Source organism: Pseudomonas umsongensis, assembly GCF_012647205.1.
In the GTDB taxonomy this organism is placed as follows: domain Bacteria; phylum Pseudomonadota; class Gammaproteobacteria; order Pseudomonadales; family Pseudomonadaceae; genus Aquipseudomonas; species Aquipseudomonas umsongensis.
Window position 1 is genome coordinate 6,466,474 of sequence record NZ_CP051487.1, and the last position, 14,436, is coordinate 6,480,909.

General features: G+C 60.8%; 18 protein-coding genes. 13 read left to right on the plus strand and 5 right to left on the minus strand.

All coding sequences use genetic code 11. The features are described 5' to 3' along the window. Nucleotides 1-10: 10 nt before the first annotated feature. Genes HGP31_RS29305 through pilG form a run of 3 tightly spaced genes read right to left on the minus strand, consistent with a single transcriptional unit; the run spans nt 11 to nt 1,382 of the window. Nucleotides 11-544, minus strand: a complete 534-nt coding sequence (locus tag HGP31_RS29305; RefSeq protein WP_020797387.1) for a chemotaxis protein CheW — start codon at nt 542-544, stop codon at nt 11-13. Between the two features lie 10 nt (nt 545-554). Beyond that, a complete protein-coding gene (gene pilH, locus HGP31_RS29310; RefSeq protein WP_007897961.1) occupies nt 555-920 on the minus strand; it encodes a twitching motility response regulator PilH in 366 nt (121 codons plus the stop codon). Between the two features lie 57 nt (nt 921-977). Further along, nucleotides 978-1,382 (minus strand): twitching motility response regulator PilG, encoded by a 405-nt coding sequence (gene pilG / locus HGP31_RS29315; protein ID WP_020797386.1) that lies wholly within the window; start codon nt 1,380-1,382, stop codon nt 978-980. 343 nt (nt 1,383-1,725) lie between these two features. On the opposite strand from pilG, the gene gshB reads away from it, so the two are divergent. The 7 genes from gshB to HGP31_RS29350 all read left to right on the plus strand — a co-directional run bounded on the left by gshB (nt 1,726) and on the right by HGP31_RS29350 (nt 7,734). After that, a complete protein-coding gene (gshB, locus tag HGP31_RS29320; protein WP_020797384.1) occupies nt 1,726-2,679 on the plus strand; it encodes a glutathione synthase in 954 nt (317 codons plus the stop codon). Between the two features lie 64 nt (nt 2,680-2,743). Continuing rightward, nucleotides 2,744-3,643 carry an energy transducer TonB gene (locus tag HGP31_RS29325; protein WP_020797383.1) on the plus strand — a complete coding sequence of 300 codons (900 nt, stop codon included), beginning with the start codon at nt 2,744-2,746 and terminating at the stop codon, nt 3,641-3,643. 191 nt (nt 3,644-3,834) lie between these two features. Then, nucleotides 3,835-4,407 (plus strand): YqgE/AlgH family protein, encoded by a 573-nt coding sequence (locus HGP31_RS29330; RefSeq protein WP_008063482.1) that lies wholly within the window; start codon nt 3,835-3,837, stop codon nt 4,405-4,407. After that, nucleotides 4,407-4,844 carry a Holliday junction resolvase RuvX gene (ruvX, locus tag HGP31_RS29335; RefSeq protein ID WP_020797382.1) on the plus strand — a complete coding sequence of 146 codons (438 nt, stop codon included), beginning with the start codon at nt 4,407-4,409 and terminating at the stop codon, nt 4,842-4,844. Before HGP31_RS29330 ends, ruvX begins: the two co-directional genes overlap by 1 nt. Before the next feature lie 86 nt (nt 4,845-4,930). Beyond that, nucleotides 4,931-5,434, plus strand: coding sequence for a bifunctional pyr operon transcriptional regulator/uracil phosphoribosyltransferase PyrR (gene pyrR / locus HGP31_RS29340; RefSeq protein WP_020797381.1), 504 nt, complete (start codon nt 4,931-4,933; stop codon nt 5,432-5,434). Between the two features lie 27 nt (nt 5,435-5,461). After that, on the plus strand, nt 5,462-6,466 hold the full coding sequence (locus tag HGP31_RS29345) for an aspartate carbamoyltransferase catalytic subunit (RefSeq protein WP_020797380.1): 1,005 nt from the start codon (nt 5,462-5,464) through the stop codon (nt 6,464-6,466). Beyond that, the gene (locus tag HGP31_RS29350; RefSeq protein WP_020797379.1) at nt 6,463-7,734 is read left to right on the plus strand and encodes a dihydroorotase; all 1,272 of its coding nucleotides are present in this window, start codon (nt 6,463-6,465) and stop codon (nt 7,732-7,734) included. The genes HGP31_RS29345 and HGP31_RS29350 overlap by 4 nt, the downstream gene beginning before the upstream one ends. A gap of 83 nt (nt 7,735-7,817) precedes the next feature. Here HGP31_RS29350 and HGP31_RS29355 read toward each other — a convergent pair whose 3' ends face one another. Next, nucleotides 7,818-8,249, minus strand: a complete 432-nt coding sequence (locus tag HGP31_RS29355) for an NINE protein (RefSeq protein ID WP_033045275.1) — start codon at nt 8,247-8,249, stop codon at nt 7,818-7,820. A 249-nt stretch (nt 8,250-8,498) separates the two neighbouring features. Between HGP31_RS29355 and HGP31_RS29360 the strand changes: the two genes are divergently transcribed. After that, the gene (locus tag HGP31_RS29360; protein ID WP_020797377.1) at nt 8,499-9,116 is read left to right on the plus strand and encodes a C40 family peptidase; all 618 of its coding nucleotides are present in this window, start codon (nt 8,499-8,501) and stop codon (nt 9,114-9,116) included. Between the two features lie 105 nt (nt 9,117-9,221). Here the strand turns inward: HGP31_RS29360 and HGP31_RS29365 are convergent, their stop codons facing one another. Then, nucleotides 9,222-10,256: a type IV pilus twitching motility protein PilT gene (locus HGP31_RS29365; RefSeq protein ID WP_020797376.1), complete on the minus strand. Its 1,035-nt coding sequence runs from the start codon at nt 10,254-10,256 to the stop codon at nt 9,222-9,224. Nucleotides 10,257-10,312: 56 nt separating this feature from the next. Between HGP31_RS29365 and HGP31_RS29370 the strand changes: the two genes are divergently transcribed. The 5 genes from HGP31_RS29370 (at nt 10,313) to metW (ending at nt 14,420) form a co-directional block, all read left to right on the plus strand. After that, nucleotides 10,313-10,999: a YggS family pyridoxal phosphate-dependent enzyme gene (locus HGP31_RS29370; RefSeq protein ID WP_020797375.1), complete on the plus strand. Its 687-nt coding sequence runs from the start codon at nt 10,313-10,315 to the stop codon at nt 10,997-10,999. A gap of 21 nt (nt 11,000-11,020) precedes the next feature. Continuing rightward, entirely contained in the window at nt 11,021-11,839 is an 819-nt protein-coding gene (gene proC / locus HGP31_RS29375; protein ID WP_168759077.1) for a pyrroline-5-carboxylate reductase, read from the plus strand. Between the two features lie 24 nt (nt 11,840-11,863). After that, nucleotides 11,864-12,451, plus strand: coding sequence for a YggT family protein (locus HGP31_RS29380; RefSeq protein ID WP_020797373.1), 588 nt, complete (start codon nt 11,864-11,866; stop codon nt 12,449-12,451). A gap of 201 nt (nt 12,452-12,652) precedes the next feature. Then, nucleotides 12,653-13,792 (plus strand): homoserine O-succinyltransferase MetX, encoded by a 1,140-nt coding sequence (metX, locus tag HGP31_RS29385; protein ID WP_168759078.1) that lies wholly within the window; start codon nt 12,653-12,655, stop codon nt 13,790-13,792. Nucleotides 13,793-13,799: 7 nt separating this feature from the next. Beyond that, nucleotides 13,800-14,420: a methionine biosynthesis protein MetW gene (gene metW, locus HGP31_RS29390; RefSeq protein ID WP_008063505.1), complete on the plus strand. Its 621-nt coding sequence runs from the start codon at nt 13,800-13,802 to the stop codon at nt 14,418-14,420. Nucleotides 14,421-14,436 lie beyond the last annotated feature (16 nt).

The window sequence follows — 14,436 nt, forward strand, 5'->3', positions numbered from 1 at the left end:
GTCGTTCCATTTAAATGGCAACATTCATGAACCCCTGCGACCGCGCCAGCGTAAAGAGGCTCAACACCTGCCAGCTCTGCTCGCGCTGAAACCGGCCGGTGATGAACGGTGCGATCGGGCCGCCCGGTGCGTCTATTGGCTGCAGACTGTCGCGGGCAAAGTGCTGCAAGCCGAAGACTTCATCGACCAGCAACCCGGCAAACACCTCGTCATGTTCCACCACCAATACGCGCCGCTGCTTGCGCGTCGCCGAGATTTCCAGGCCAAAAAAACCGCACAAATCAATGATCGGCAACAAACGCCCGCGCAGATTGGCCACGCCCTTTACCCAGGACTTGACCCCCGGCACCAGCGTAAAACGCGGTTCGTGCAACACTTCACCGATTTCGCCCATGGGCGCGACGTACCACTGTTCGCCCAGGCGAAAACCGATGCCGCTCCAGCTGTCCTGGCGGGCGGGCTGGGACGGCAAGTCCGCCGCCAGCAAGCGACAACGCCGGTCGATCTGCAATAGCAGTTCGAAGGCGGTCAGTGATTCGCTCATGGCCCTGTGATCAACCGGCCAGCACGTTGTTCAAGGTCTTGATCAGGGTATCTTCGTCAACCGGCTTGGTCAGGTAGTCCTTGGCCCCTTGGCGCGTACCCCAGACCTTGTCGGTTTCCTGATCCTTGGTGGTGATGATAATCACCGGGATGTGCCCGGTTTCCGGGTCTTTGGTCAACTGGCGGGTCGCCTGGAAACCATTGAGTCCGGGCATGACGATGTCCATCAGCACTGCGTCGGGTTTTTCCTGGCGGGCCAGCGCCACGCCGTCTGCGCCGTTTTCGGCTTTCAATACTTCATGACCGTGCTTCTCCAGCATGCCGGTCAATTTGTACATTTCGGTCGGCGAATCATCGACGATCAGGATACGTGCCATGGTCTTCCCCATTCTTGTCGGCGCAGGGCCCAATGGCCGAGCGTCACTGTAGGTGTCTTACTGCGGCAAAACAGCGGCAAAGCCCGGAACATGGGCCTGGATCGCGCTCAGCAGCTCTTCCTTGCTGAAAGGCTTGGTCAAAAACTGGTCGGAGCCGACAATGCGCCCCTTGGCCTTGTCGAACAGCCCGTCCTTGGACGACAGCATAATCACTGGCGTGCACTTGAATGCACTGTTGTTCTTGATTAACGCGCAGGTCTGATAGCCATCCAGGCGCGGCATCATGATGTCGACAAAGATGATGCCGGGGTGGTGATCGACGATCTTGGCCAACGCATCGAACCCGTCGATGGCCGTGATGACCTCACAACCCACATTCTTGAGCAGTGTTTCGGCGGTGCGGCGAATCGTCTTCGAATCGTCGATCACCATGACCTTCAAGGCGCTGGGTTGCTGTTCCATAGTTGCTCTACCGTCGCCTTTAGGAATCTATTTGTCCATCTGCGGGGCGTCGAGGACTCGAAACCCTTGATGTTCAAGGGCCGGCACGACATGGCAGCCTTTTTAGCACAGTCTCCAAATCCAATCTATCGGCCGGCCCCGGCAGTGGTTTTTCCTTGACCGGGAACACACTCAGCGCCACTCTGACGCCACTTTTATACGGTCCTTTGTAGGAGCGAGCATGCCCGCGATGGTCGTCAACGATGACGCGTACTGGCTGGATGAGCGCGGCGTTCTGAAGTCCATCGCGAGCATGCTCGCTCCTACAAGGTCGCCATAGCCCCCCAATTTCGAGGAATAACCCATGAGCGTTCGTGTCGGGATTGTCATGGATCCTATCGCCAGCATCTCCTATAAAAAGGATAGCTCGCTGGCCATGCTGCTGGCCGCACAGAAACGCGGCTGGGAACTGTTCTACATGGAGCAGCGCGACCTGTACCAGGCCGAAGGCCAGGCACGGGCGCGGATGCGCCCGCTGAAAGTGTTCGCCAACCCGGAAAAATGGTTCGAGCTGGAAGCCGAGCAGGACAACCTGCTGAGCGACCTGGACGTGATCCTGATGCGCAAGGATCCGCCTTTCGACATGGAATTCGTCTATACCACCTATTTGCTGGAACAGGCCGAGAATGCTGGCGTACTGGTGGTCAACAAGCCGCAAAGCCTGCGTGACTGCAACGAAAAACTGTTCGCCACGCTGTTTCCGCAGTGCACGCCTCCGACTATCGTCAGCCGTCGCCCTGACGTATTGCGTGAATTCGCCGACCATCATGGCGATGTGATTCTCAAGCCACTCGACGGCATGGGCGGATCCTCGATCTTCCGCCACACCGCCGGCCACCCGAACCTGTCGGTGATCCTCGAAACCCTGACCCTGCACGGCCAGCAGCAAATCATGATCCAGGGCTACCTGCCGGCCATCGTCGATGGCGACAAACGCATCCTGATGATCGACGGCGAGCCGGTGGACTACTGCCTGGCGCGCATTCCTGCTGCCGGCGAAACCCGTGGCAACCTTGCAGCCGGTGGCCGCGGCGAAGCCCGTCCATTGACCGAGAAGGATCGCTGGATTGCGGCGCAAGTCGGTCCGACCCTGCGCGAAAAAGGCCTGCTGTTCGTCGGCCTCGATGTGATCGGCGAGCACCTGACCGAAATCAACGTCACCAGCCCGACCTGCATTCGCGAAATCGACAATGCCTTCGGCACCGATATTGGCGGCATGTTGATGGATGCCATCGATCAGAAGCTCAAGGCCCGTTGATAAGCCAAACCAACATTGCGTTATCATGCGCGGCCTGTGAAAACGCGATGTTGGTTTCCTTGTCATGACCCTCCCGTCCGATCTGCCCCCCGAACTCGCCCACCACGGCGTGCGCCCGGCCGATCGCCTCGGTTTTACCCTGTTCCTGGCGGCGCTGATCCACCTGGCATTACTGCTGGGTGTCGGTTTCACAATGGTCGAGCCCAAGCAGATCAGCAAAACCCTGGAAATCACCCTCGCCACCTTCAAAAGCGAAAAGAAACCGGAAAAGGCTGACTTCCTCGCCCAGGAAAACCAGCAAGGCAGCGGCACCCTGGACAAGAAGGCCATCCCCAAGACCACCGAGATCGCGCCTTTCCAGGACAACAAGGTACAAAAAGTCACGCCACCGCCCGCCGCCAAGCCAGAACAGAAGGACGCCCCGCCCAAGGCAGCCGTGACCACCGTCGCACCCAAGCCAAAGAAAGCCCCGACAAAAACGGAGGAGCCCAAGCCCGTCACCAAACCTGTGGTGGCGGCACCGACATTCGACAGCGAACAGCTGTCCAGCGACATCGCCAGCCTCGAAGCCGAACTGGCCCAAGAACAACAGTTGTACGCCAAGCGCCCGCGCATCCACCGCCTGAGCGCCGCCTCGACCATGCGCGACAAGGGCGCCTGGTATAAAGACGAGTGGCGTAAAAAAGTCGAGCGCATCGGCAACCTCAATTACCCTGACGAAGCCCGGCGCAAGCAGATCTACGGCAACTTGCGCCTGATGGTCTCGATCAACCGCGATGGCTCGCTGTATGAGGTGCTGGTACTGGAGTCGTCCGGACAACCGCTGCTGGACCAGGCGGCCCAGCGCATCGTGCGCCTGGCAGCGCCGTTCGCCCCCTTTACCGGGGACCTGTCGGACATCGATCGCCTGGAAATCATCCGCACGTGGAAATTTGCACGCGGCGACCGCCTCTCCAGTAACTGACCAGCACCCCTTGTAGGAGCGAGCATGTCGAATCGTCGCACCGTCGCGATGGTCGTCAACGATAACGCGGGAAACCTGATACCCCGAGGGGTTTTCAGGTTTTTCGCGAGCATGCTCGCTCCTACAGGGAATCGTGTCAGATTTGCATCCCCAGCTTGTCAGTTCGTCCCTCCAACGCCACACTAGCGTTCATGAAAAACGTCAGCCCCAGCTACCTCAAGCATCACTTCCTGATCGCCATGCCTCACATGGTCGACCCGAACTTTGCGCACACCTTGACCTACATCGTCGAGCACACGGCCAATGGTGCCATGGGGCTGGTGGTCAACCGTCCGCAGGACCTCAACCTGGCCGATATCCTCGAGCAATTGCGTCCGGACATCGAGCCGCCCGCGCTCTGCCAGCACGTGCCGATCTTCATCGGCGGTCCGGTACAGACCGATCGTGGTTTTGTCCTGCACCCCAAGGGCCAGAGTTTTCAAGCGACCGTTGATCTGGAAGGCGAGCTGTCCCTGTCCACCTCCCAGGACGTGCTGTTCGCCATTGCCGATGGCGTCGGCCCGGCGAAAAGCGTTATCACGCTGGGTTATGCCGGATGGGAAGCCGGGCAACTGGAGGCCGAACTGGCCCAGAACGCCTGGCTGACTTGCCCGTACGACGCCGACATCCTGTTCAACACCAGCAGCGAGCTGCGCCTGGAAGCGGCAGCCAAGCACCTGGGCGTCAATCTCAGCCTGCTCACCAGCCAGGCGGGGCACGCCTGATGGCCCTGCGGTTGATTCTGGGATTCGACTACGGCACCAAGCAGATCGGCGTTGCGGTTGGCCAGGTCATTACCGGCCAGGCCCGCGAGCTGTGCACCTTGAAGGCACAAAACGGTATTCCCGACTGGGATCAGGTTGAAGCGCTGATCAAGGAGTGGAAGCCCGACGCCGTGGTGGTCGGCCTGCCGCTGAACATGGACGGCACACCCAGCGACATGTGCGCCCGCGCGGAAAAATTCGCCCGACGCCTGAACGGTCGCTTCAACCTGCCCTTCTATACCCACGATGAACGCCTGACCACCTTCGAAGCCAAGGGCGAACGCCTGGCCCGGGGCGGACAGAAAGGCAGCTACCGCGATAACCCGGTGGATGCCATCGCCGCCGCCCTGCTGCTGCAAGGCTGGCTCGACGAGAACAGCGCATTGTTCCAATCCTAATCCTGAAGAGCCGTCACCCGTCTCTTTTAGCTACAACCCGAGCCACCTCCCGCAACGATCCGGCTCGGGCCCAAGAAGGAGCAACCATGAGCCTGCCCAATCCCGCCGAACTGATCAGCCAGATGGCGACTGATCTCAAGGCACACCTGGAACACCGTGGCATCAGCGAACCGCGCTACATCGGCATTCGTACCGGTGGCGTGTGGGTTGCCCAGGCCCTGCTCAAGGAGCTGGGCAGCGCCGAACCGCTTGGCACACTGGACGTGTCCTTCTACCGCGACGACTTCAGCCAGAACGGCCTGCACCCGCAAGTGCGGCCGTCGGCCCTGCCGTTTGAGATCGAAGGCCAACACCTGGTGCTGATCGACGACGTGTTGATGAGCGGGCGGACCATCCGCGCCGCCCTGAACGAACTGTTTGACTACGGCCGCCCGGCCAGCGTGACCCTGGTATGCCTGCTGGACCTGGATGCCGGTGAACTGCCGATCCGCCCCAACGTACTGGGCGCGACCTTGTCCCTGGCAGCCCACGAGCGGGTGAAACTGTCGGGGCCGGAACTCAAGCTCGAACTGCAAGACCTCGCCCTTTAATTCGCCCTATTGAGAGTCCCCCTCGCGATGACGCCTCTAGATACCAAGCGCCCGCTGCAGCTCAATGATCAGGGCCAGCTGCGCCACTTCCTCTCGCTCGACGGTTTGCGCCGCGAGCTGCTGACGGAAATCCTCGACACCGCCGACTCGTTCCTCGAAGTTGGCGCACGGGCAGTGAAGAAAGTCCCGTTGCTGCGCGGCAAGACCGTGTGCAACGTATTCTTCGAAAACTCCACCCGCACCCGCACCACCTTCGAACTGGCGGCGCAACGGCTGTCGGCGGACGTGATCACCCTGAACGTGTCGACATCGTCGGCAAGCAAGGGCGAAACCCTGCTCGACACGCTGCGCAACCTGGAGGCCATGGCCGCCGACATGTTCGTCGTGCGCCACGGTGATTCCGGCGCTGCACACTTCATCGCCGAACATGTTTGCCCACAGGTGGCGATCATCAACGGCGGCGACGGCCGTCACGCTCACCCGACCCAGGGCATGCTCGACATGCTCACCATCCGCCGGCACAAGGGCGGCTTCGAAAACCTTTCGGTGGCCATCGTCGGCGACATCCTGCACTCGCGGGTTGCACGCTCGAACATGCTGGCCCTGAAAACCCTGGGTTGCCCGGACATCCGCGTGATTGCGCCGAAGACCCTGCTGCCGATCGGCATCGAGCAATACGGCGTGAAGGTCTACACCGACATGACCGAAGGCCTCAAAGACGTCGACGTGGTGATCATGCTGCGCCTGCAGCGTGAGCGTATGACCGGCGGCCTACTGCCGAGCGAGGGCGAGTTCTACCGCCTGTTCGGCCTGACCACCGCGCGCCTGGCTGGCGCCAAACCCGATGCCATCGTCATGCACCCGGGGCCGATCAACAGAGGGGTGGAAATCGAATCGGCGGTAGCCGACGGTCCACACTCGGTGATCCTCAACCAAGTGACCTACGGCATCGCGATTCGCATGGCCGTCCTGTCCATGGCCATGAGCGGTCAGACTGCGCAACGCCAATTCGAGCAGGAGAACGTTCAGTGAAGCTCAGCATTCTCGGGGCCCGCGTCATCGATCCGGCCAGCGGCCTGGATCAAGTCACCGATATCCACATTGAAGCCTGCAAGATCGTCGCCATTGGCGCCGCCCCAGCCGGTTTTGTCGCTGTCGACACCCTCGATGCCAAAGGCCTGGTGGCCGCCCCTGGCCTGGTCGACCTCAATGTCGCCCTGCGTGAACCGGGCTACAGCCGCAAAGGTTCGATTACCAGCGAAACCCGCGCCGCCGCTGCCGGTGGCGTGACCAGCCTGTGCTGCCCGCCAAAGACCAAACCGGTCCTGGACACCTCGGCCGTGGCCGAGCTGATCCTCGACCGCGCCCGCGAAGCCGGTAACGCTAAAGTGTTCCCGATCGGCGCACTGAGCAAAGGCCTGGACGGCGAACAGCTTGCAGAGCTGGTTGCCTTGCGCGATGCCGGCTGCGTGGCCTTCGGCAACGGCCTGGAGAGCTTCCGCAACACCCGCACCCTGTGCCGGGCACTGGATTACGCGGCCACCTTCGATCTCACGGTGATCTTCAACTCCCAGGACCACGACCTGGCGGAAGGCGGCCTGGCTCATGAAGGACCGACCGCGAGCTTCCTCGGCCTGCCGGGCATTCCGGAAACCGCTGAAACCGTGGCCCTGGCCAGGGACTTGCTGCTGGTCGAACAGACGGGCGTGCGTGCGCATTTCAGCCAGCTGACCAGCGCACGTGGTGTAGCGCTGATCGCCCAAGCCCAGCAACGCGGCCTGAAGGTCACGGCGGATGTCGCCCTGTACCAGTTGATACTGACCGACGAAGCGCTGATCGATTTCAGCAGCCTCTATCACGTGCAGCCGCCGCTGCGCACCCGCGCCGACCGTGAGGGTTTGCGCGCAGCCGTGAAGTCCGGCGTGGTCTCGGCCATTTCCAGCCATCACCAACCCCACGAACGGGACGCCAAACTGGCACCGTTCGGGGCTACCGAGCCCGGCATCAGCAGTGTTGAACTGCTGCTGCCGCTGGCGATGACACTGGTGGAAGACGGCTTGCTCGACCTGCCGACGCTGCTGGCGCGACTCAGTGCCGGCCCTGCGGAGGCCTTGCGCCTGCCAGCGGGCAAGCTGGCGGTGGGCGGCGCAGCGGATATCGTGCTATTCGACCCTGCAGCCTCGACCGTGGCCGGGGAGACCTGGCTGTCCAAAGGCGAGAACTGCCCATTCATTGGCCACAGCCTCCCGGGTGTGGTGCGCTACACCCTGGTGGATGGCCGGATCAGCCACCAGGCTTAAAACCGCGTCGCCTGCATTCGCGAGCAGGCTCGCTCCCACAAGGACCGCATCAATCCTGTGGGAGCGAGCCTGCTCGCGAAGACTTACTGGAAGGCGCCTCTGTTCTGCGCGTTGCGAATGGACACCTGGTCATTCAGCGTCCAGAAGTCATACAACACCCCCAGAAAGAACAACCCACCCGTCACCAGGTACAGCAACCCGCTGATCCACTTCCCCTGATACATCCGGTGCACGCCGAACACCCCAAGAAACGTCAGCAGAATCCACGCCACGTTGTATTCAATCGGTCCAGCAGTAAATCGCAGGTCTGCTTCACGGTCCATGGTCGGAATCAGGAACAGGTCGATCAACCAGCCAATCCCCAGCAAACCGAAGGTGAAGAACCAGATCGTCCCGGTCACCGGCTTGCCGTAATAAAAGCGATGGGCACCGGTAAATCCAAAAATCCACAGCAGGTAACCAATCACCTTGCTGTGCGTGTCCTGATGCGGGACGGGGGGTTGATAGGTGTTCATGGATGACCTCGATTCACGCGATAGATAAATATTCTTTAAATCTTTGTGACTTTTTTTCGAGCAGCCGACGTATGGCAAATGCTACCGTCACTCTCGCCAAACCCTTATAGCACCTGACTTCTGTCGGACAATCGCGTCAATTTACCGCTTATTTGGTTCCGTTAGACCCCGATGGAATCGACCAACGGCCTCAGAATGCCAAAAAAAGCTGTTATAAAGTTGCGCGCTAACACATACGAGCCCTGCCTAATGCGTCCATTTTTCAAGACATGGCTAACCATTTGCCTATTATTGCCACTGGCCGCCCACGCCACCAATCGTGAGCAACGTCTTCCGAACGTTAATGGTTACACCCCAAAATCCCATGCGGCTGCTCCTTCGAGCAAAAGCAAGAAATCGGTAAAGCTGGCTCCACAGCTGGCCAGCAAGAGCAGCCTGGTGCCGCCAATGGCGACCCGGGAAAGCAGCAACGTGCTGAGCCGCGCCGTTAACGTCCTGGGTACACCGTACCGTTGGGGCGGCAGCAGCCCGAGCAAAGGCTTCGACTGCAGCGGCCTGGTGAAATACGCGTTCAACGACGCCACGTTTGACCTGCCACGCACCTCCAATGCCATGGCCAGCGGCCACGGCGAGAAAGTCGATCGCAACGACTTGAAGCCCGGCGACCTGATTTTCTTCAACATCAAGAGTCGTCGAGTCAATCACGTTGCCATCTATTTGGGCAACGACCGCTTCATCCACGCGCCACGCCGTGGCAAGTCGGTGAGCATCGACACCCTGAAGAAACCGTACTGGGAAAAACACTACGTCGTGGCCAAGCGGGTTCTGCCGAAAGACCAGAAAGCGTTGCAGGTTGTTCAGCGCTAACCTGAAGCAAGATCAAAAGATCGCAGCCTGCGGCAGCTCCTACACAGGGACTCGCGTTTCCCTGTAGGAGCTGCCGCAGGCTGCGATCTTTTGCTTTAAACGCCATCAGAAATTATCCGGCGACCGCGCCTTCTCCCGCGCCTGCTCGCGACTGACCAAGCCCTTGGTCACCAGGTCCCTCAGACCCATATCCAGCGTCTGCATCCCCAGCGACCCGCCCGCCTGAATCGACGAATACATCTGTGCCACCTTGTCTTCACGGATCAGGTTACGGATTGCCGATGTCCCGAGCATGATCTCGTGGGCTGCGACCCGCCCTCCCCCGATCTTCTTGACCAGGGTCTGGGACACCACCGCCAGCAATGACTCGGAAAGCATCGAACGCACCATCGACTTCTCGTCCCCGGGGAACACGTCGATGATCCGGTCGATGGTTTTCGCCGCCGAGGTCGTGTGCAGCGTGCCGAACACCAAATGGCCAGTCTCGGCGGCGGTCAATGCCAGGCGGATGGTTTCCAGGTCACGCATTTCCCCCACCAGGATCACGTCCGGGTCTTCGCGCAGGGCCGAACGCAAGGCGGTGGCGAAACTGCGGGTATCACGATGAACTTCACGCTGATTGATCAGGCATTTGCGCGATTCGTGAACGAACTCGATAGGGTCTTCGATAGTGAGGATGTGGTGATGGCGGTGGTTGTTCAGATAATCGATCATCGCTGCCAAGGTGGTGGACTTGCCGGACCCCGTCGGGCCTGTCACCAGGACCAGGCCACGCGGCGCGTCGGTCATCTTGCGGAACACCTCGCCCATGCCCAGCTCTTCCATACTCTGGACCCTGGACGGGATCGTGCGGAAAACCGCTCCAGCGCCTCGACTCTGATTGAAGGCATTGACCCGGAATCGCGCGACGCCGGGCACCTCAAAGGAAAAGTCGGTTTCCAAGTGCTTCTCAAAGGCCACCCGCTGGGTGTCGTTCATGATGTCGTAGATCAGTGCCTGCACCTCCTTGTGCTCCAGGGCCGGCAAGTTGATGCGCCGCACATCGCCATCGACACGGATCATTGGCGGCAGGCCTGCCGACAAATGCAGGTCGGATGCGCCTTGTTTGGCGCTGAACGCCAGCAACTCAGTGATATCCATAGCACCCCTCAATTCCAGTAGAATGCCGCCAACCTCAGACCGCTGGCGCCTCTTGAATGTCCACGATAGCAGACAACATTGAACGGGTTGGTTCACGTATTCGTGCCGCCGCCCTCGCCGCCCACCGCGATGAAAACAGCGTCCAGTTGCTGGCCGTCAGCAAGACCAAACCCGCCCAGGCGCTGCGTGAAGCCTATGCCGCGGGCCTGCGCGATTTTGGCGAGAACTACCTGCAGGAGGCATTGGGCAAGCAGGCGGAACTGACCGACCTGCCCTTGATCTGGCACTTCATCGGCCCCATTCAATCGAACAAGACTCGCGCAATCGCCGAGCACTTCGCCTGGGTGCATTCCGTGGATCGCCTGAAAATTGCGCAACGCCTGTCCGAACAACGCCCCGCCGATCTGCCGCCCTTGAACATCTGCATCCAGGTCAACGTCAGCGGTGAAGCCAGCAAGTCCGGCTGCACACCGGAGGACCTGCCGGCCTTGGCCAATGCCATCAGCGCCTTGCCGCGCCTGAAGTTGCGCGGGCTGATGGCAATTCCCGAACCGACCGAAGATCGTGCTGCCCAGGATGCCGCTTTTGCTGCCGTGCAAAGCTTGCAGGCCAGCCTGAACTTGCCACTCGACACACTTTCCATGGGGATGAGCCACGACCTTGAGTCAGCTATCGCCCAAGGTGCCACTTGGGTCCGTGTCGGTACGGCCCTGTTTGGCGCCAGAGATTACGGTCAACCTTGACCCCCTTCATAAGGACCTGACATGAGCAAGACACGTATTGCCTTTATCGGTGCCGGCAACATGGCCGCCAGCCTGATCGGCGGCCTGCGGGCCAAAGGCCTGGAAGCGGCGCAGATCCGCGCCAGCGATCCGGGAGAAGAAACCCGAGCCCGCGTGAGCGCCGAACACGGCATCGAAGTATTCGCCGACAATGCCCAGGCCATCGAGGGCGCCGATGTGGTCGTGCTGGCGGTCAAGCCCCAGGCGATGAAGGCTGTCTGTGAAGCCCTTCGCCCAAGCCTGAAACCCGGGCAACTGGTGGTATCGATTGCCGCCGGCATCACCTGCGCCAGCATGAACAACTGGCTCGGCGCCCAGCCGATCGTGCGCTGCATGCCCAACACGCCGGCGCTGCTGCGTCAGGGCGTGAGCGGCCTGTTCGCCACCAATCAGGTGACCGCCGAACAGCGCCAGCACGCTCAAGAGCTGCTATCGGCGGTTGGTGTTGCCCTGTGGCTGGACGAGGAACAACAGCTGGATGCGGTCACCGCCGTTTCCGGCTCGGGCCCTGCGTACTTTTTCCTGCTGATCGAAGCCATGACCGCCGCCGGCGTGAAACTCGGCCTGCCGGCAGACATCGCCGCGCAACTGACCCTGCAAACCGCCTTGGGCGCCGCCCACATGGCGGTGTCCAGCGACGTAGACGCCGCCGAGCTGCGTCGCCGCGTCACTTCGCCTGCCGGCACGACCGAAGCCGCGATCAAATCGTTCCAGGCCAATGGCTTCGAAGCACTGGTCGAAAAAGCCCTGGGCGCCGCCGCGCATCGTTCGGCCGAGATGGCTGAGCAACTCGGTCGCTAATCAGCACTTAATAAGGAATCAACAATGCTCGGACTCAATGACGCTGCCATTTTTGTGATCCAGACCTTGGGCAGCCTGTATCTTTTGATCGTGTTGCTGCGTTTCATCCTGCAATTGGTGCGGGCGAACTTCTACAACCCGCTCTGCCAATTCGCCGTCAAGGCCACGCAACCCCTGCTAAAGCCGCTGCGCCGGGTTATCCCGAGCATGTTCGGGCTGGACATGTCCTCGCTGGTGCTGGCCCTGATCGTGCAAATGGTGCTGTTCGCGGTCATCCTGCTGCTCAGTGGTTACTCGGTCGATGTACTGTTCCTGGCCCCCTGGGCGCTGATCGGCATCTTCGCGCTGTTTTTGAAGATCCTGTTCTGGGCAATGATCATCAGCGTGATTCTGTCCTGGGTCGCTCCGGGAAGCCACAATCCAGGCGCAGAACTGGTCCAGCAGATCACTGAACCGGTGCTCGCGCCGTTCCGCCGGATCATTCCGAACCTGGGCGGCCTCGACATCTCGCCGATCTTCGCCTTCATCGCACTGCAGTTGCTGCAGAGCTGGCTGATTCCGCGCCTGGCTTACTACGCGCTGATGCCAAAAGAACTGTTTGGCCTGATCTGATCCTGCTGCACGACGGTGATCGTTCCCACGCTCTGCGTGGGAATGCCTCAACGGACGCTCCGCGTCCGGCTCTGGATGTGACGCGGAGCGTCACGGGCTGCATTCCCACGCAGAGCGTGGGAACGATCATCTCGGCTAGTCGCTTGCTGCTATGGGCAGCGGTCTTTAGACTTACGCCTCATTTCAACGAGAGCAGGGTCGATGCCAGCTGCCTTTCCCCCCGATTCTGTTGGTCTGGTGACGCCGCAAGTGGCGCACTTCAGCGAACCCCTGGCGTTGGCCTGCGGCCGTTCGCTCGCGGCCTATGACCTGGTCTACGAGACCTACGGCACCCTGAACGCCACGGCGAGCAACGCCGTGCTGATCTGCCACGCCTTGTCCGGCCACCACCATGCCGCCGGCTATCACAGCCCCGACGACCGTAAACCCGGTTGGTGGGACAGCTGCATCGGCCCCGGCAAGCCCATCGACACCAGCAAGTTCTTCGTGGTCAGCCTGAACAACCTTGGCGGTTGCAATGGCTCCACCGGCCCGAGCAGCATCAACCCGGAGACAGGCAAGCCGTTCGGTGCCGATTTCCCGGTGCTAACCGTTGAAGATTGGGTGCACAGCCAGGCACGCCTGGCGGACCGGCTGGGCATCGCGCAATTCGCCGCTGTGATCGGCGGCAGCCTCGGCGGCATGCAGGCGATGCAATGGAGCATCACCTACCCTGATCGCATCCGCCACTGCCTGGCCATCGCCTCGGCACCCAAGCTGTCGGCGCAAAATATCGCCTTCAACGAAGTAGCACGCCAGGCAATCCTCACCGATCCGGAGTTCCACGGTGGCTCGTTCCAGGAACGAGGCGTGATCCCCAAGCGCGGGCTGATGCTGGCGCGCATGGTTGGGCACATCACCTACCTGTCCGACGACTCCATGGGCGAGAAATTCGGGCGCGGCCTGAAAAGCGAGAAGCTCAACTACGATTTCCACAGCGTCGAGTTCCAGGTGGAAAGCTACCTGCGCTATCAGGGTGAGGAGTTTTCCGGGCGTTTCGACGCCAACACTTACCTGTTGATGACCAAGGCCCTGGACTACTTCGATCCGGCGGCCAACTTCGACGATGACCTGGCGAAAACCTTCGCCAACGCCACCGCCAAGTTCTGCGTGATGTCGTTCACCACCGACTGGCGTTTCTCCCCTGCCCGTTCGCGGGAACTGGTGGACGCACTGATGGCCGCACGCAAGGACGTCTGCTACCTGGAAATCGACGCGCCGCAAGGCCACGACGCCTTCCTGATTCCGATTCCGCGCTACTTGCAGGCGTTCGGCAATTACATGAACCGCATTACGTTGTGAGATAGCCATGAGAGCTGATCTGGAAATCATCCAGGAATGGATCCCCGCGGGCAGCCGCGTGCTCGACCTCGGTTGCGGCAACGGCGAACTGCTGACCTGGCTGCGCGACAACAAACAGGTCACCGGCTATGGCCTGGAAAACGACGCGGACAATATTGCCGAGTGCGTGGCCAAGGGCATCAACGTCATCGAGCAGGACCTGGACAAGGGCCTGGGCAACTTCGCCAGCAACAGCTTCGACATCGTGGTCATGACCCAGGCGCTGCAAGCGGTGCACTACCCGGACAAGATCCTCGACGAAATGCTGCGCGTCGGTCGCCAGTGCATCATCACGTTCCCGAATTTTGGTCACTGGCGCTGCCGCTGGTACTTGGCGAGCAAGGGCCGGATGCCGGTTTCCGAGTTCCTGCCCTACACCTGGTACAACACGCCGAACATCCACTTCTGCACCTTCGCCGATTTTGAAGCCTTGTGTCTCGAACGTGAAGCCAAGGTCATTGATCGGCTGGCAGTGGATCAACAGCATCGGCACGGGTGGGCCAGTAAGCTTTGGCCTAATCTGTTAGGTGAGATCGGTATATACCGCGTCAGCAGCCCGGGGCTTGCAGACCACAAGGTTGCAGTCTGAATCACCACATTTCGAG